We start from the raw sequence: 14,868 nt of genomic DNA, 5'->3' as shown, positions 1-14,868 counted from the left end.
TTTTTAGTTTGTGTATTGTTTCTTATGTTACATACACGCAGTTTAATAAATATATCTATTTACACACTACAGTGCTCCGTTAAAAAGCTATAGTAAAATTTCCGATTTTATAAAACTGTTCAGATTACGTTGTCTCTTCTCAACGTTCGATAAAATCAACAAGAGCATAAAAAACTATCGTGGGCTGCTTGATTTTAAAGAACATGACCTCTAGGTGTGAAGAAAGATGGGCTAAGTCTTTCTAAAGATGCCCTACTTGCTCTAGAGGTGAAATATGTGGGATTGGGCTGTTATGCCGAGCTTGCCACAAATCATGCTTTTGTTGCAATTTAAGCCAGAATTCCGCATCATTTAAACCCGCTTTTTCTAACCGTAAAGCTAAGTTAATACTAATCGCCGCATGGCAGTTTAAGACGCGGGATAAAGTTAAACGTGCAACGCCAAGACGATTTGCAGCTTCTGTTACTGTTAACCCTAATTCATCAAGCAATTCTTCTTTCAAAATGCCGCCAGGGTGTGGAGGATTGTACATCATAATAACACCTCAAAACTCAATGGTAATCTTGATAATCAACCAGTTCAACGTCTGTCCCAATGAAACGAAAGGTAACACGCCAATTTCCATTGACACGCATTGACCAGTAACCTTTTAAATCGCCCGTAAGCGCATGTAGACGATACGATTTAAGAGTAACTTGTTCAGGCGCGGATATTGTATCTAAAATTACTAAAATGTTTGCTAATTTTTTAGCATGCGCGGGTTGTATGCCTTTGCAGACTCCTCTTTCAAAGAATAATTTCAACCCTTTATGCTTAAAACTAACGATTGCCATATATACCCTCTTGATACTTGATACTATACACCATGCATTTATGTCAATTGATTATTTATCAAAGAGCATATTAAACATAATTTTATATGTTAATAATTAATAATATATCATTGAAATAATTGAAAAAATATGCAAATCATGCTAGGATTTTGTATGTATTAAAATACAAATTTAAGGTAAGAAAAAACATGCTAAACAAAGTGACATTAATAGGACGCCTTGGTGCTAATCCCGAAAGCAAAACAATGAATTCTGGAGCAGAAATAGTCAATTTTAGTATAGCAACTTCTGAAAGCTATACGGATAAAAATACTCATCAAAAAGTAGAGAAAACGGAATGGCACTCCATTGTGATTTTTAATCCACATTTGGCAAAAATTGCACTTCAATATCTAAACAAAGGTTCAAAGGTTTACATAGAAGGAAAATTACAGACACGCAAATGGCAAGATAAAAATGGGCATGACCGTTATACAACAGAGATTGTCTTACCACAATTCAAAGGTGAATTGTATTTGCTTGATGCAAAGAAAGATCAATCGGCATCCCCTACCCCTTCACCCATTACTTCTCAAAGTTATGCTGTTGCTTCAGGGGCTGCTGATCATAGTGCATCTCTTAATGACAGCATACCATTCTGATTGAAAACATATGACAAAGAGAAAAAAACGTGCAAAACGTGGTCGTCCACGGATTAAAGGATGTATCAGAGAACCAAATGGACGCATCTCACGAGCAAAAACACCGCATGAACCCATGGATAAATTGGCAATTGAAATGCGTGCTAAGCGCTTTGGCTTGACTATAGAAGAGGCTAAAAATCCGCTTTCCGGTACCTATATTGGGCGGCTTTATTTGCAAGGCGAAATCAATCAAGACCAATATGATGCTGCGCAAAAATATCTTGAAGTGAAAAACAATTACCTATGTGCAAAAGCATTGCCTAATGCAATTTATGATGAAATGCCTACAACTTCTGATAACGGAGCAAGAGAGAAATGGGCACAGAAGGCAACAGAACATCTTTTAGCTGTAAAAGATGTTGTGTTCAAGAAGCTCAATGTTTACACCGTCAATATAACCTTCATGCCGCATTACAGTATCTTGTCATAGAAGATCAATCACTACCACACCTTGTGCTTTCATTGCGCATTGCTCTTAATGCGCTTTATAAACATTTTACGCAAAACCGGTAGTTTTCAAGCGGCGTCTTGGATATTAATGGCAACCTCTTTTCCAAGAGCAATGAGAGTGGATTCCAAGGCATCTAATTTGGTTGCGTGGTTTAAATCCAACAATCGGTCAATTTGTGTTGGATGAAGTTTTAAAAGACGTACGAGATCAGCTTTGCGTAAGTTTTTTTCAATCATAGCGTTATGTATTGCAATTTTTAAAGTCACCAATGAAGATACTTCAACAAAAGGATAGGCAATATCACGATGTCCAAAGGGAATAGGTTCACGATCTTGAAAACGCCCCATAATGACTGTTAAAAGTGCATTTTTAGCCTGTTCCAAAGCTTCTTTTTCATCGTTACCATAGGTAATAAATTCCTGAAAGTCTTTAGAGACGACTAGAAGAGTATCATTGTCATCTTTGATAAATTTGATTGCATATTTCATTTACACCTCCATATTCAGGCTTATTTTAGGTCAAGATCTTTAAGAATCTTCTGGGCTAATCATGTTCCTAATTCTTTTCGCGTACCATGCATAGGTAAAACGGACTTTTTAGAACCGCGTTTTACAAGCAAATGTCCACCTTTCCCTGAAGTAAAACTGCAACCATGCTTTATAAGATATCTTTTCAATTCTTGACTATTCATTATAATAATATAACATCTAAAATGTTTCAATACAACATAAATGTTGTGCTGAAGGAAAATAAAGGACATCTTTTAAAACACCATATTTAGGTAAAAAATACAAGATCATGATTTTTTGTTGACATAGTGTAAAAAATCGTATTTAATGACGGTACTGCACTAGTCGTATTGTGTCTAAAATTCAAAAATATCCCCAAAAATTCAGCAAAATGTGAACTTGAAGCGTGGCTAGAAAGCCCTGTTTTCTTGCTAATTCTGGCTAATCAATTTTTCACAGAATAAAAATCAATATTTGACTAATTATGTCATTAATTATGACTCAAAAGGAGCAATGATGAAAGCTGTCATCACTAAGCCAATGTGTGTTGTTGGAGACAATAAAAGCACTGTTCGATTTGAACCATCAACACCCAATAATCCATTTGTTGAAGTTTCCAATCAAGTCTACGCACGTCTCAAGCGTGCAAATGCTGCTAAACCTTTTGTTGATGTTCAAACAAAAATAAAACCCGACAAGACAATTGAACACATTAAGCAGATAGAACAAGAAGCCGTACAAACATCAACTGAATCAGCAGCCGAGGAAATTCCACTCGAACAACCCAAAACACCTAAAGCTTCCAAGCCATCAACATCTACCCCAAAAAAGGCTTAGAAGTTGAAATTAATTATCCACCAAAAATGGTATCTTCAACAGGCAAAAGATACCTTCACAAGCCTTCAAGCCCCTCGCCTTAATTGGGCGTGCGTAATGCTCTAAACACTGCAGCAAAACAAGTTGAACGCTTTACTGAAAAGCAAGTTGCTGACATCTCATCAGCCCAAATAAAGCGTATAAGAAGAGGCGTTTATATTAAAGAAAAGGCGACAGCAAGGTTTCTTGAGACAGATATCATTGGTTCTGGAACACCAATACCTCTTAAATTTTTTAAAGTAAACGAAACAAAACGCGGCGTAACTTACACACTGTTTGGAAAGAAAGAAATCTTACCCCATGGTTTTATCAAGGGAGGCAGTTTTCCAAAGCGTGTTGAATTAAAAAAGCTGAATGGTAATGTATTTCAAAGAGCGGATGGAGATCAATTCCCCATTGCAAAACAAGAAGGACCTTCAATTGCTAAAGTGATGTCCAAGCCAGAGATTGCAAGTGCTATTGCACAATATGCCAATGAAAGATTAACCAAAAACATACAGAGACAACTTTCTCGTCAAGAATACGCTGCTAATAAAAAAGGCTAGATCATGTTCTCAAGCTTTATCTATATATTCCATATCCTTATGAGTTTAAGCATTACATATTCTTATTGCAATTTAAAAAAAGATCATCATTTATGCTTTGTTTTTTCATAAAAAAAGTCAATAAAATCAATTCAAAAGGTACTTCCCAGTGGGTTGGCTTCGTTGCGGGGCAGACGAGCGCGAACTATCGCTAGCGACAGAATTTTCAAATTGACTGTACATTGTACACTTAACTCATTGATAAATAATGATTTCAGTGTGTACAGTATGATATGTAAAATGTCTCCTTATCGCATTGAAGCCCGTTTTTCAGTTCATGACGTAAAGCTTTCTTTCTTGGTACGCCGAAAACCCCATTCCTCAAGATGAGAAAAAAATCAAGGCAAGGAGCAACTATGAATAAGAAAACGCGTGTGAGTGCGAAGGCTGGAACAAAGCGCGCCATAGGCATTAAGCCGGATGAATGTCAATTCTTTCCTGTTGATGCGCCTGGTGTCTTCCAAAAAACCTTTGCTCCTGGTGAAAGCTTGGATTTTGCCAACACGGTTGGAAGACCTCTCTACACGATGCTTATCGTCGACCACGACCGTAATGCATGGGTAAAACCGGAGGTCTATAGCTATCCGCTTTACATCTGTACACGCCCTGAAATGCTGTTTAAAGCGGTCAGTGGAGGAAAATAACATGCGATGGCATGGGCTGCTAAACCAAATGGTTAAAGATGTGCGCAACACTTTTGGGCAGCCCATCATCTACACGCGAAAAGACAACCAGCAATCTTTTCGTATCACAGCGATTTACGGCATTAAACATTCGGAATCGGACGCCGGTGGCAGAATCTCTACCACAATTGCAAGAAAGGAACTTGATCTTTGTATCAATGACATCGGGGGAATACCACCAAAACCTCAAGATAGTATTGTGGTCCTCTCTCCTGAAAACAACAAAGCCCCCTCTTCTCAAGAACACTTCACTGTTACAGATGTCCAAGCCTCTGAATCCGGTATGTATAAGCTTATCTTGCGGGAGCTAAAACAATGAGTAACCTTTGTCTTGTGTGTTTCAAAATCAATAAGGCTGCCCAAGAACTCGGATTACTGCTGCAAACCTTGGATTTGGAATAGCACTAAATCGGTAATTCCATGGTGCGCCGGTACGGTGACTGATGTGACATCCTTGGTATGTTATAGTTACTGATGCAATTCTTGCCCAAGTAGTCCTTTCATTATCTTCAGGGCTTTCAAATACAATAGCTTGATTTGTTACTAAAAGACGTCCTAAAATCGGAGTCTTTTCGCCAATATCGAAGGTAACGCGTTCTTGAACTCCCAACAGTTTTTCATTTTGTACTAAACGATAATCATATTCACTTGCGTCAAGTTCTTGAAACATTTCACATGCTTCCTCAAAATTAGAGGGAGGAATATCTGATTGCCACAGAGCAACTTCTTGCTCAAAGCTTTTTTCCTTTTTTGTCTCACGATAAGCAATAATAACAAAAATTAAAACAATAAGAATGGGTACTAATAACCATGGCGTAATAGTTACTGTTACCACAATGCCTCCAATCAGTAGAGCACAAAGGAGAACGATCTGTACCCTCTTTTCTAACCGTTTTTTTTCAAGTTCCGGCGACATTTTATTAACAACTGATAAATCAGAAGAAGGATGGATATGCGGGGGAGGCATTAAAACCTGCTCTGAAACTTTTTCTTTAAAACGTTTGTTGCGTTTATCTTGCCAATGAACAAAAATAGACAATGCAATAAATGCAAAGAAAATTAACCTGAACCATCCCCAAAAACCTAGACCATCATTTTCGTCTGACTTTTTATCTTGAACATGGATACTTTGCTTATCAGTATTCTCAGGTAGTGCCTTTGTCACGCTTTCATTTTGAGTAGCAACATCTATTAATAAAGTCGAGGAGGAGGAAAAAATTTCATTATTGTACGCAACTTGATCTGGTTTGATTTTGTGAAAAAAAAACGCACCTAATATTGCAGAGCCGAGAAATAATAAGACTCCAATGCCAAGGGTTTTCAATCCATTTTTGCACCATTTTTTTATACACACTAAAACAAGTCCGACAACCATCACCGGTAACGACAACAAACATACGATCATCGCAATTGTATCAAGTATGTCGAGCATTATTGTCCCCTCCACTATAAATAAAAAACTAAGCTGGAAAATCTAAAGTGAGTCGACAAATAAAGTAAATATGTGCTTATGATTTTTAGAAAAAAGTGATATTATTATAGGAGTATGAATAATCGAAACAGGAACCTAACGAACACCTTAAATACTAAGCAGATAAGCTACCGAGATAGTTTATTTTCGCACATTAAAGGCTTTGACTCATTGTATGTTACTCGCATATAGTGATTTTGTGGGGTGTGGTTATGCTATAACACACCTTCATAGGAAAGCATAACGACGGACTTACTACCGTGTTTTTCAGTGCTCGGCACTTTCTAATTAAAGAGTCAATGAAAAACGTCTAAGTAGTAAGGAGTTCACCATGAATACTCTATAGAAATTAAAGAACAAACTATTGGCCAAGTAAACAGTTCAAACTGTTAACGCACGTGAATTATATTGCGTTTTTGGAAATAAAGTCTGAATTTAGAAAACGGTGGAAAAGAAAAAGAATACCACATTACATTAGACATGGCTAAACATCTTTCGATTATAGAGCGTAATGACAAAGGGCATGAGGCACGTCAATACTTTAACAAATGGGAGGGGGTTAATTCCGATGACTTTTTCGTAAATCCTGTTCAATCAGATGCCTAACATAGCGTGTATAAGGGATAGCTTGATTTTTAGCTTTTTCCTTTAAAGCCTTCATAAGCGCTTGAGGCAAGCGAATATTCATAGACGCTTCTTTAGGTAAGAACTCAAAATGAACGGGTTTAAAACCAGTTAAGTCATAATCTGTAAGATCGGCAGTATCAACAAAGTTTTCTGCTTCTTTATCCGTCTTAAAAACGGGTATTTGTTTTAATTTAGAGGGTTTCATAAGAATTAATTTTCTTTTAGTACGTATAGACTTTTAAAAGATTCAAAGTTTAGAGGAAATGTATCTGTTTAAACTCACACCATTTTCAGCGGCTTGTATTGCAAGTTTTCTATGGAGCTCTGGTGGTATTCTTAATTGAAACTTACCACTGTATTTACCATGTGACAAAGGCACAGGAACTTCTTCTCCATTATGTTGCATGTCCTCAACAACTTCTGAAACAAGGTCCATAATACCTTTTAAAGCTTTCTCTGCTTGAGCATCTAACCATGAAAGGGATGGGAATTCTGCACACAATCCGACATATTCCTCATCTTCTTGCGACCACAAAACACGATATGTATAATGATTATTGTTCATGTTTCATCCTTTCTATCGCTTGTAAGACTTGTTTGACTTGATAAGCTTTTGCTTTGTTACCAGAATCTTTTTGAATATTCACACGAGGATCACCAAGCCACGGTGTTTTAAAAACAAAGTGGCTTGTACCATTGTTCCGTGGTTTTCCAAAGAAATAGACACATACAACCAACAAATCTGAAAACTTGATGTTCTTTGGTGACGCTTTCATCAAGCTGATTATTTTTTCAACTTTATTGTTCATAACCAATAATAGTATCATTATTAATCCTAGTCAATCATTTTATACACTTAATTGGACAGGAGCCCCCATGCATCCGAGAGAGACGATAAGGGAAAGCTTTGTTGCGTTGATCAAAGCAGCAAGGACGGCAGCTGGTGACAATGTTTTCAATATGCGCGATTTCAATTTATTTATTGAAGCAATGCCAGCTATTAATATCTCAACGCAAAGTGAAACGATTGAAGATGGCTATGATTATGGAGTAAGGCGGCGTGTTTTAACAGTAGATGTTGAATGCTATGCAACATGTGAAGATGGCGCACGTTTTGTTGACCAATTAGCATGGGAAGTTGAAGAGATTTTCCATGCCAACCCCAATCTTAACAACACCGTTGAGACATGCCGCCTGCAAAATATTGCTTTTGCCTTTGGTGATAATGGCGCTCTAGCACTCCACGGTGCAATTTTAACCTTTGACGTAACTTACGTCACCAATATCCCCTGCCTTGATGAAGGAAAGGCAACCGAAAGAGTTGTTGAACCCCTTGTCGGTTTTAAACCAGAAACAGGTATGGGAAACCAAGACAAATACCATAAAATTGAAGGTGGACATGTTAGAGCGGCGCGATAAAGAAATCACAGATCTAAAAAGACGTGTGGCCAATATGGTTGTGGTGGGAAAAATTAGCCATGTCGACCATAAAAACGCACGCTATCGGATAAAAAGTGGCAATCTTGTCAGTGACTGGATTCCAGACACACAAGCCCGCGCCGGTAAAACACGCTCGTATGAAGGGCGTGATATCGGAGAGCAAGTGATTGTTATCTCGTCATCAGGGGATTTATCACAAGGGGTGATTATTGGTTCACTTCATACAGATGCTAATCAAGCAGCCGATAAGGGCAGCATTCACCGAACGATATACCCTGATGGAACCAGCCTTGAATATGATGATGAACAAAACACTTATGGAATTCACATCAAATCCGGCGGAAAGTTTATCCTGACAATCGCTGATGGTGTGTCACTAAAAGGTGATGGTGGCAAGCTAGAGCTTACCGCACCGGAAGGCATAAAGATTGTTTCAGAAAGCGATATAAATTTAAACGCAAAAGGCAACATCTCTTTGAAGGCTGGTGGTGACATTTCACTGAATTCGAATGATAGTCTCTCTCTTCATTCTGGAAATAATGTTTCCATTCATTCAAGTGGATTAAGACATAACGGCACCAATGTAGGAGCAACACATGTTCATGGCGGTGTTTATTCTGGTGGCGCGATGACTGGAGGTCCCAATTGAACAGTGGAATGGACCGTACAACAGGAAAGCCATTAACCGGAATTGATCATTTGCGCCAATCAATCCTTGACATTTTGTTAACGCGGATTGGTTCGCGTGTAATGCGTCGTGATTATGGTTCACGTGTTGCTGAACTCATTGATGCTCCAGTGAATAATGCTTTTGCTGTTGCTCTTTATGCTGCTGTTGCTGAGGCTTTAGACAAATGGGAACCGCGTTTTAAATTGAAAAAAATTGATTTTAAAAGGGGTGAGAATGGACACGTTTCTTTATCCTTTGAAGGCATTTATTTGCCATCCGGCAAGCCCATTACCATGGAAGGATTATTGATAAAATGAATGGAGTGCTTGCAAAACCAGACATCATCACAGAACTTTCTTTTGAAGAAATACGCGCTGCTGCTCTTGTCCATTTAAAAGAGCTTTTGCCTGAATATACCATTCTTGAAAGTGATCCGGCCGTAAAAGTCATAGAGGCTTTTAGCTATCGAGAGTTGCTTTTAAGACAGCGTATTAATGAGGCAGCACGCAATAATATTCTTGATTTTGCAACCGGTGAATCTCTTGATGCTTTGGGAAACTGGCATGGTCTTGCCCGCATGGAGGGTGAAAGTGACGAGAGATATCGTGAACGCATACAGCTTCATGCCCGTGGAGGAAACGGAAGTGGAACAGAACCCTATTACAAGCTTATCGCCTTAACAGCCGATAGTCGAGTGAAGGATGCGATTATTTATCGTAAAGGCAAAAACCCAACCATCTATGTTGCTCTTTTTGGTAATAATGAAGAAGGAACAGCCTCTGAAGATCTCATACAAGCAGTTTCACAAGCTCTTCACAGAAAAAATATCATCATGACCAATGATACAATCATTGTTCACGCTGCTGTCAAAAAAGTGCTGGATTTAGAAGCAGATGTTTGGCTGTTACCAGAAACATCTTTGAAAATTCTTACAACAATGGAAATAAATTTAAGAGCAGCATGGAGACAAGAACAAGCCATTGGTCGTGAATTAAGCCTCTCGTGGTGGATTTCAAAACTAATGATTTCTGGTGTCCAAAAAGTCATTGCCATTACCCCAACACAAGACAGTATGGTTTGTGATGAAGAAATTTTATCGATTGGAAAAATCACCTTAAACTTCAAAGGACGTGCCCGCTAATGGTTGGTTCCCTCCTTCCCACAAACGCGACAGAATTTGAAAAGCGCCTTGCCGATGCTTGCGATTTTCATCAAGATATTGATGGTTCTGTTTTGGGGATTTCACGCGCAAAACTGATCACACGCCCTCCCCGTTTCTTGCCGTGGTTGATTGAAGAATACGGGCTTGGTGAACTGACACCTTATGTTCCAAATCTCTATGATTTGATTGATCAAGGGCTTCAATGGCAGAGGATACGTGGCTCCCTTGCGGCAATAGAGATGGGGCTTGAATGGCTAGAGATTACGGCACGCTTTCAACCCGCCTGGACGGGGCGCGCATGGTGGAACTCCTTTCAACTTGATTTTGATCAGTTGCCTGAACGCAAAAGCCTTGAAGCTATTGAAGCGATCACAGATCTTTCCAAAAGTTTGCGCTCTGATTTTCGTCGTGGGACCTATGGTTATGATGTGCAAGCTGTTGAATGCAATATGTCACGCCTTGATGACAGCATGTTGGAGTATGAGAGCGGTGTTCGTTTAACAGCTGGGGACACTTTGTTTTCCTTTGGACGCACAACAGAGATCAATCACACGCTCACAAGAGAAGAAGGCAGGCTTATTGGTAATTGGATAGATGACTTTGACGAGGAGTTAAGCTGGAACCAAATTGATTATCCTTGGGATTTGGCAAATTTTCCGTGGTGTTCGGTCAAAAAACATGAACGCGATATGCTTATGGCAGAATGGTTTCATGGTCGCACGCTTTATCTCGTGTTAAGAGACAGCCAAAATAGCGTGATTGGGTATCGCAGATGCTATGCTGTAGCGCCTGTCGAACAGGCTTTGGATGGTGTGTATAGCCATTGTGGTAACAGATTCCAGCCCTCCTCGATGGGCACGGCGCTTCTTGTTGCAGCCCGCACAGATTTTCACGATGTTGATGGCAAACAAGCAGCATTTGTTTCTATTCTCGTTCACGGCATTCCCAAACAAGATATCCCCCTTGGAAAGCTTTGGTGTGACGTCAATGAACTGAATGGTGGTGTCGAGATACTCAAAACGCCTGTCACTATTCCTTTGCGTGCCGATGTTCGCGAACAATTCAAGATTTTATTGAGGTTTTAATATGAAGCATGAAAGTGGTTTACCCTTTGCAATTGACAGATCTCGCGGCAAAGAGGAACAACAAAGCGTGGTGTTTTATGGCACGCGTCCCTTTATTCAAAGTGGTGAACTCAATGAGGTTCAAACCATTATAAGGGGGCGTCATGACCGTTTGGGGCGCCTTGTTGCAAAAGAAGGAGACCGCGTTGAACGGGCTGATGCTTTTGTCAACAAAGAGACAAAGACCGTCACTTTAACGGATGGCAAGATTTATATTGCCGGCGATATTTTCCCCGTTGCACCAGCTGTACTCAACAATGTTGCCATGATTGGGCGCTTGGAAATTGGTGTGAAGCTGCAAAAAAAATGGATAACACACGAAGATGATCCAGAGCTCTTGGGGCAAGTCCCTGGTACCTTAGCAGAAGGAGAGCCCGGAGCGGCACGCGAAACAGCACAGCTTGTTTGGGCACTGAAAGAGGATGCGCAGAATGGCACTTTCTTTCCGGTTTATATTTTACAAGATGGTGTTCTGATTGATCAAAAATCGCCCTCACTGCTTGAACCCGCCATGCAAGCTATTGCGACGTACGACCGCGCCCATGGGCATTATATCGTGAGTGGCTGCCGTGTGAGCGCATTGGGAGCAAATAATGGTTGCCAAGTGTTTAGTATTCAAGAAGGAGAAGCCAATATCAATGGCTTTAAACGCAAACGCTTAGCGGCTTTGCGCCATGAAGAGCCAGAGGATTTTTCGACAAGCGTTGTTCCTAGCGAAACGCATATTTTTGCGCCTCCAAAAGGGAAAACAAGTTTCACCTTTAAACCCTATTATTTTCCTATTGCTGATATTCAATCTCTTTTGTTGACAAAAGAAAAAACCGTTAACGTCACCCGTGGTGCCGTTGCCGCTGGGCGTGATGGTGTTCCTGATAAAAGCATCACCGCGTTTATTAAAGTCGTTCAAGGAAGCAAGGAATTTAAAGAAGGCACAGATTTTAAAAAAACCGGAGACACCATTGATTGGGCACCGGTGGGAGACGAACCTTTAGCAGGGAGCAGCTATAAGGTGACTTACCGCTATCGCGCAAAAATCACGGCTGATAAAGTAACAGCGCAGGAAATCACTGTCTCAGGTGGGGCGCAAGGTGGTGATATTATCGTCAGTTACACTTATAAATTGCCCCGCATTGACCGTATCGGTCTCAACACGGGGGGCAATGTGGTTTACATCAAAGGTATCTCAGTAGACCAACCCATGGCACCCAGTGTCCCTGATGATGTGTTGTCCCTTGCAACCATTACCAACAATTGGCTTGAAACGCCGGTTGTGGTTAATGATGGCACCCGTGTTGCCCCCTATGATGAAATGTGGCGCTATTTTCAACGGGTGCTCTCGCTTGACCGTCTCATGCAATTAGAGCGTATTAAAAGCAATGTTGACTCTAAAGAACCCGTTGCCAAAAAGGGCATGTTCGCTGATCCCTTTCTTGATGACTCTTATAGAGATGAAGGCTTTCAACAAACGGGGGCTGTAGGCAACGGCATTTTGCAGCTTGCCATTGACCCAACATTCTATACTGCTCCTTTAAAAGCGCCTGTCACCCTTGACTGGACAAATGAAGTGATCATTGCGCAAGAGTTGACAACGGCTTGCGAAAAAATCAATCCTTATCAAAATTTTGCACCCCTGCCTGGTACAGTAACCCTTGAACCCGCAACAGACTTTTGGCATGAACAACGCACCGATTGGCTCTCGGGTATCACCAATCAAATCATTATGGGAAAACATCGCGGCAGTACCATACGTAGAACAGAAGTAAGCGATAATTTCATCAACACACACCAAGAACAAATCGACTTTTTAAGACAAATTACCCTTCACTTTAAAATTGAAGGTTTTGGCAGTAGCGAAATCTTGGAAAGTCTTACCTTTGATGGTGTGAATGTTTTACCAAAAACAAAGCTTGTTGCTAACACCAAAGGCACCCTTGAAGGCACTTTCACGATTCCACAAAATATTACGGCTGGTACAAAAAATGTTGTGGCACGGGGAAAAGGTGGAACCATTGCTACGGGGCTTTTTACAGGGCAAGGCGTGATTGATGTGAAAGTGATGCGGCGCACCACCACGGTGAAGATCTGGACGCAAGTGGACCCACAAGCGCAAGTCTTTACCCCTGATGCAACACGGCAAATCACCGGAATTGACTTTCATCTTTGTAAAATCGGCAATCAGAACCATGATCTGGTGATTGATTTGGTCACCACAGAAAATGGCTATCCGACCGCCGATATTCAAGCGCAAAGCTTTTATTCTATGAAGGGCGCAAAGCTAGGGTGGGCAGAGGCACGCTATGATGTACCACTCCTTGTGATGGATGACCGTTTAACGGCTTTTGTCATTAAAACCGATGATGCTGATCATTCTGTCTCTTTAGCAAAGCTTGGGGATTTTGATCCAGAACACCAGAGATACGTTTCAAGCCACCCTTACGTGACCGGTCCACGCTTTTCTTCTGTCAATGCGCAGACATGGACCGCTCATCAAGATGAGGCTTTAGCCTTTCGAGTGCTGGCAGCACGCTACACACAAACAGAAAAGATTGTCGATTTAGGCACCTTTGACCTTGTAGACTGCTCTGATTTGCAAATACGCGCAGCCATTGAATTGCCTTCAAGTGAGTGTTCTGTCATCTTTGAAATTGAACGAAACAATGGCACGGTTTATCAACTTCTTCCCTTTCAATTGCTAAGCCTTACTGAATATATCAGTGAAAAGGTAAAGCTTCGCGCTATTCTTAAAGGCACCGAAAAGCTCTCACCCGTCTTGTTTGCGCCTGTTCAATTGATTGCGGGGAAGATCCATAAAGAAGCCACTTATGTCACGCGTGCTTTTGCCTTTGGGGAAAAGGCAAGGTTGACCAGTTATATCAAAACATTTTTACCAGGCGGTGCAACATTTACACTCGAGATGCAACTGGATGATGGTGCTTTTGTTCCTCTCACATTAGAGGAAACAGAGCAGTTATCCGAGCCTCTTTGGACAGAGCGCAAATTTATCAGTGGTGACAAAACAGCCAAACAAGCGCGCCTCAAACTCACGCTTACCGGTGGACCGGCGGCACGGTCAATGGTGCGTGATTTTGGCGCCGGCATATTATGAGGGGAAAATGAGAGATGACCAAAACCAAAAAACTCGACATGGAATTGCCACAAGAAGGGCGTTTTATCAGTTCTGAATTCCCAATCTTGCGGGAAAACTTGACCAAAATTGATCAAGCGATAATGGAAGTTGAGGACAAGGTAGACCAAAAAGCGCCTTCAAAACACACGCACACCATAAGTGATGTTGCCGATCTTGAAGCGGCTCTCAAAGGCAAAATGGCAGCCGATAAAACCTTCTCATTTGCTGATTTAAGTGATATCGAGGGGGCAAAAGATGCCGCCAATAATTATGTTCTCTATAAATCAAGCAATAATAACTTCACCTTTGGCAGTGCTGTATCTTTGCTTGGTTCTCATCAACATTACAAGGCATTGATTTATAATAATAATTCACTGTTTTGTATGTTGAATGAGAGTCTCGAATATCGTAAGATTCTCTCATTTCAAAGCTGTTTATCTTGAATCAATCAAAACCACTCATTTGCACATAACAAGTGGGATGAGTGTATGGATCAAATTTGTATAAGAAAGGAATAAAAATGGCTCTTATGAACCGTCTTAATGCAAGATCTGTCGCAACATTGGGAGCTGGCAAATATAATGATGGTGCCGGCTTGTTACTTCATAAGCGTAAAGATGGAGGTGCT

The 14,868-nt window shown here is 40.6% G+C and carries 17 protein-coding genes and 6 pseudogenes; 15 read left to right on the top strand and 8 right to left on the bottom strand.

Annotation, left to right across the window (positions count from 1 at the left end):
* Nucleotides 1–241 precede the first annotated feature (241 nt).
* Both ACFINR_RS08585 and ACFINR_RS08580 read right to left on the bottom strand, forming a co-directional pair.
* The gene (locus ACFINR_RS08585; protein WP_004856691.1) at nucleotides 242–535 is read right to left on the bottom strand and encodes a HigA family addiction module antitoxin; all 294 of its coding nucleotides are present in this window, start codon (nucleotides 533–535) and stop codon (nucleotides 242–244) included.
* 16 nt (nucleotides 536–551) lie between these two features.
* On the bottom strand, nucleotides 552–833 hold the full coding sequence (locus tag ACFINR_RS08580; protein ID WP_252619286.1) for a type II toxin-antitoxin system RelE/ParE family toxin: 282 nt from the start codon (nucleotides 831–833) through the stop codon (nucleotides 552–554).
* Between the two features lie 188 nt (nucleotides 834–1,021).
* Between ACFINR_RS08580 and ssb the strand changes: the two genes are divergently transcribed.
* Both ssb and ACFINR_RS08570 read left to right on the top strand, forming a co-directional pair.
* Entirely contained in the window at nucleotides 1,022–1,474 is a 453-nt protein-coding gene (gene ssb, locus ACFINR_RS08575) for a single-stranded DNA-binding protein (RefSeq protein WP_375654047.1), read from the top strand.
* Between the two features lie 10 nt (nucleotides 1,475–1,484).
* A pseudogene (locus ACFINR_RS08570) lies at nucleotides 1,485–2,029 on the top strand (hypothetical protein).
* Between the two features lie 3 nt (nucleotides 2,030–2,032).
* Here the strand turns inward: ACFINR_RS08570 and ACFINR_RS08565 are convergent.
* Both ACFINR_RS08565 and ACFINR_RS08560 read right to left on the bottom strand, forming a co-directional pair.
* The gene (locus ACFINR_RS08565; protein ID WP_375649820.1) at nucleotides 2,033–2,455 is read right to left on the bottom strand and encodes a type II toxin-antitoxin system HicB family antitoxin; all 423 of its coding nucleotides are present in this window, start codon (nucleotides 2,453–2,455) and stop codon (nucleotides 2,033–2,035) included.
* Nucleotides 2,456–2,514: 59 nt separating this feature from the next.
* On the bottom strand, nucleotides 2,515–2,658 hold the full coding sequence (locus ACFINR_RS08560; RefSeq protein ID WP_375654038.1) for an addiction module toxin, HicA family: 144 nt from the start codon (nucleotides 2,656–2,658) through the stop codon (nucleotides 2,515–2,517).
* A gap of 334 nt (nucleotides 2,659–2,992) precedes the next feature.
* Here ACFINR_RS08560 and ACFINR_RS08555 point away from each other — a divergent pair, with 334 nt between their 5' ends.
* From ACFINR_RS08555 to ACFINR_RS08540, 4 genes and pseudogenes are all read left to right on the top strand, one after another.
* Entirely contained in the window at nucleotides 2,993–3,313 is a 321-nt protein-coding gene (locus ACFINR_RS08555; RefSeq protein WP_375654050.1) for a hypothetical protein, read from the top strand.
* A gap of 3 nt (nucleotides 3,314–3,316) precedes the next feature.
* Nucleotides 3,317–3,897, top strand: a pseudogene (locus ACFINR_RS08550) (hypothetical protein).
* A gap of 413 nt (nucleotides 3,898–4,310) precedes the next feature.
* A pseudogene (locus tag ACFINR_RS08545) lies at nucleotides 4,311–4,580 on the top strand (major capsid protein); the annotation flags it as partial.
* A 1-nt stretch (nucleotide 4,581) separates the two neighbouring features.
* A complete protein-coding gene (locus ACFINR_RS08540; RefSeq protein WP_375654035.1) occupies nucleotides 4,582–4,938 on the top strand; it encodes a hypothetical protein in 357 nt (118 codons plus the stop codon).
* Nucleotides 4,939–4,965: 27 nt separating this feature from the next.
* Here ACFINR_RS08540 and ACFINR_RS08535 read toward each other — a convergent pair whose 3' ends face one another.
* Complete coding sequence (locus tag ACFINR_RS08535) at nucleotides 4,966–6,051, bottom strand: hypothetical protein (protein ID WP_375654031.1); 1,086 nt, start codon at nucleotides 6,049–6,051, stop codon at nucleotides 4,966–4,968.
* A gap of 471 nt (nucleotides 6,052–6,522) precedes the next feature.
* Here ACFINR_RS08535 and ACFINR_RS08530 point away from each other — a divergent pair.
* A pseudogene (locus tag ACFINR_RS08530) lies at nucleotides 6,523–6,645 on the top strand (antA/AntB antirepressor family protein); the annotation flags it as partial.
* A 4-nt stretch (nucleotides 6,646–6,649) separates the two neighbouring features.
* On the opposite strand, the gene ACFINR_RS08525 reads toward ACFINR_RS08530, so the two are convergent.
* From ACFINR_RS08525 to ACFINR_RS08515, 3 genes are read right to left on the bottom strand one after another with little or no spacing between them, the layout of a single operon-like run.
* On the bottom strand, nucleotides 6,650–6,922 hold the full coding sequence (locus ACFINR_RS08525; protein ID WP_375654028.1) for a CopG family antitoxin: 273 nt from the start codon (nucleotides 6,920–6,922) through the stop codon (nucleotides 6,650–6,652).
* Nucleotides 6,923–6,964: 42 nt separating this feature from the next.
* Nucleotides 6,965–7,282 carry a type II toxin-antitoxin system HicB family antitoxin gene (locus ACFINR_RS08520; RefSeq protein WP_004856761.1) on the bottom strand — a complete coding sequence of 106 codons (318 nt, stop codon included), beginning with the start codon at nucleotides 7,280–7,282 and terminating at the stop codon, nucleotides 6,965–6,967.
* A complete protein-coding gene (locus ACFINR_RS08515; protein WP_375654024.1) occupies nucleotides 7,272–7,544 on the bottom strand; it encodes a toxin HicA in 273 nt (90 codons plus the stop codon). The genes ACFINR_RS08520 and ACFINR_RS08515 overlap by 11 nt, the downstream gene beginning before the upstream one ends.
* A 49-nt stretch (nucleotides 7,545–7,593) precedes the next feature.
* On the opposite strand from ACFINR_RS08515, the gene ACFINR_RS08510 reads away from it, so the two are divergent.
* From ACFINR_RS08510 to ACFINR_RS08475, 8 genes and pseudogenes are all read left to right on the top strand, one after another.
* The gene (locus tag ACFINR_RS08510; RefSeq protein WP_375654021.1) at nucleotides 7,594–8,136 is read left to right on the top strand and encodes a hypothetical protein; all 543 of its coding nucleotides are present in this window, start codon (nucleotides 7,594–7,596) and stop codon (nucleotides 8,134–8,136) included.
* Nucleotides 8,117–8,806 (top strand): phage baseplate assembly protein V, encoded by a 690-nt coding sequence (locus tag ACFINR_RS08505; RefSeq protein WP_375654018.1) that lies wholly within the window; start codon nucleotides 8,117–8,119, stop codon nucleotides 8,804–8,806. The genes ACFINR_RS08510 and ACFINR_RS08505 overlap by 20 nt, the downstream gene beginning before the upstream one ends.
* Complete coding sequence (locus ACFINR_RS08500; protein ID WP_375612353.1) at nucleotides 8,803–9,144, top strand: GPW/gp25 family protein; 342 nt, start codon at nucleotides 8,803–8,805, stop codon at nucleotides 9,142–9,144. Before ACFINR_RS08505 ends, ACFINR_RS08500 begins: the two co-directional genes overlap by 4 nt.
* A complete protein-coding gene (locus tag ACFINR_RS08495) occupies nucleotides 9,141–9,968 on the top strand; it encodes a baseplate J/gp47 family protein (protein ID WP_375654014.1) in 828 nt (275 codons plus the stop codon). Before ACFINR_RS08500 ends, ACFINR_RS08495 begins: the two co-directional genes overlap by 4 nt.
* Nucleotides 9,968–11,074 (top strand): phage tail protein, encoded by a 1,107-nt coding sequence (locus ACFINR_RS08490; protein ID WP_375654010.1) that lies wholly within the window; start codon nucleotides 9,968–9,970, stop codon nucleotides 11,072–11,074. Before ACFINR_RS08495 ends, ACFINR_RS08490 begins: the two co-directional genes overlap by 1 nt.
* A 1-nt stretch (nucleotide 11,075) precedes the next feature.
* Complete coding sequence (locus tag ACFINR_RS08485) at nucleotides 11,076–14,219, top strand: DUF4815 domain-containing protein (protein WP_375654006.1); 3,144 nt, start codon at nucleotides 11,076–11,078, stop codon at nucleotides 14,217–14,219.
* 14 nt (nucleotides 14,220–14,233) lie between these two features.
* Nucleotides 14,234–14,641 (top strand): annotated as a pseudogene (locus ACFINR_RS08480) (Bgr_08870 family protein); the annotation flags it as partial.
* 119 nt (nucleotides 14,642–14,760) lie between these two features.
* Nucleotides 14,761–14,868, top strand: a pseudogene (locus ACFINR_RS08475) (integrase); the annotation flags it as partial.

The organism is Bartonella sp. AP19HLJMH (genome assembly GCF_042196245.1).
GTDB lineage: Bacteria > Pseudomonadota > Alphaproteobacteria > Rhizobiales > Rhizobiaceae > Bartonella.
The sequence above is the reverse complement of the archived record's forward strand: the minus strand, read 5'-3'. Positions and strand labels throughout refer to the sequence as shown.

Excerpts from the sequence above, each read along its gene's own strand:
- ACFINR_RS08525 (WP_375654028.1), bottom strand. The coding sequence starts at position 6,922 with ATGAAACCCTCTAAATTAAAACAAATACCCGTTTTTAAGACGGATAAA.
- ACFINR_RS08505 (WP_375654018.1), top strand. The coding sequence starts at position 8,117 with ATGTTAGAGCGGCGCGATAAAGAAATCACAGATCTAAAAAGACGTGTG.
- ACFINR_RS08555 (WP_375654050.1), top strand. The coding sequence starts at position 2,993 with ATGAAAGCTGTCATCACTAAGCCAATGTGTGTTGTTGGAGACAATAAA.
- ACFINR_RS08560 (WP_375654038.1), bottom strand. The coding sequence starts at position 2,658 with ATGAATAGTCAAGAATTGAAAAGATATCTTATAAAGCATGGTTGCAGT.
- ACFINR_RS08515 (WP_375654024.1), bottom strand. The coding sequence starts at position 7,544 with ATGATACTATTATTGGTTATGAACAATAAAGTTGAAAAAATAATCAGC.
- ACFINR_RS08540 (WP_375654035.1), top strand. The coding sequence starts at position 4,582 with ATGCGATGGCATGGGCTGCTAAACCAAATGGTTAAAGATGTGCGCAAC.
- ACFINR_RS08535 (WP_375654031.1), bottom strand. The coding sequence starts at position 6,051 with ATGCTCGACATACTTGATACAATTGCGATGATCGTATGTTTGTTGTCG.
- ACFINR_RS08565 (WP_375649820.1), bottom strand. The coding sequence starts at position 2,455 with ATGAAATATGCAATCAAATTTATCAAAGATGACAATGATACTCTTCTA.
- ACFINR_RS08585 (WP_004856691.1), bottom strand. The coding sequence starts at position 535 with ATGATGTACAATCCTCCACACCCTGGCGGCATTTTGAAAGAAGAATTG.
- ACFINR_RS08510 (WP_375654021.1), top strand. The coding sequence starts at position 7,594 with ATGCATCCGAGAGAGACGATAAGGGAAAGCTTTGTTGCGTTGATCAAA.
- ssb (WP_375654047.1), top strand. The coding sequence starts at position 1,022 with ATGCTAAACAAAGTGACATTAATAGGACGCCTTGGTGCTAATCCCGAA.
- ACFINR_RS08520 (WP_004856761.1), bottom strand. The coding sequence starts at position 7,282 with ATGAACAATAATCATTATACATATCGTGTTTTGTGGTCGCAAGAAGAT.
- ACFINR_RS08485 (WP_375654006.1), top strand. The coding sequence starts at position 11,076 with ATGAAGCATGAAAGTGGTTTACCCTTTGCAATTGACAGATCTCGCGGC.
- ACFINR_RS08495 (WP_375654014.1), top strand. The coding sequence starts at position 9,141 with ATGAATGGAGTGCTTGCAAAACCAGACATCATCACAGAACTTTCTTTT.
- ACFINR_RS08580 (WP_252619286.1), bottom strand. The coding sequence starts at position 833 with ATGGCAATCGTTAGTTTTAAGCATAAAGGGTTGAAATTATTCTTTGAA.
- ACFINR_RS08490 (WP_375654010.1), top strand. The coding sequence starts at position 9,968 with ATGGTTGGTTCCCTCCTTCCCACAAACGCGACAGAATTTGAAAAGCGC.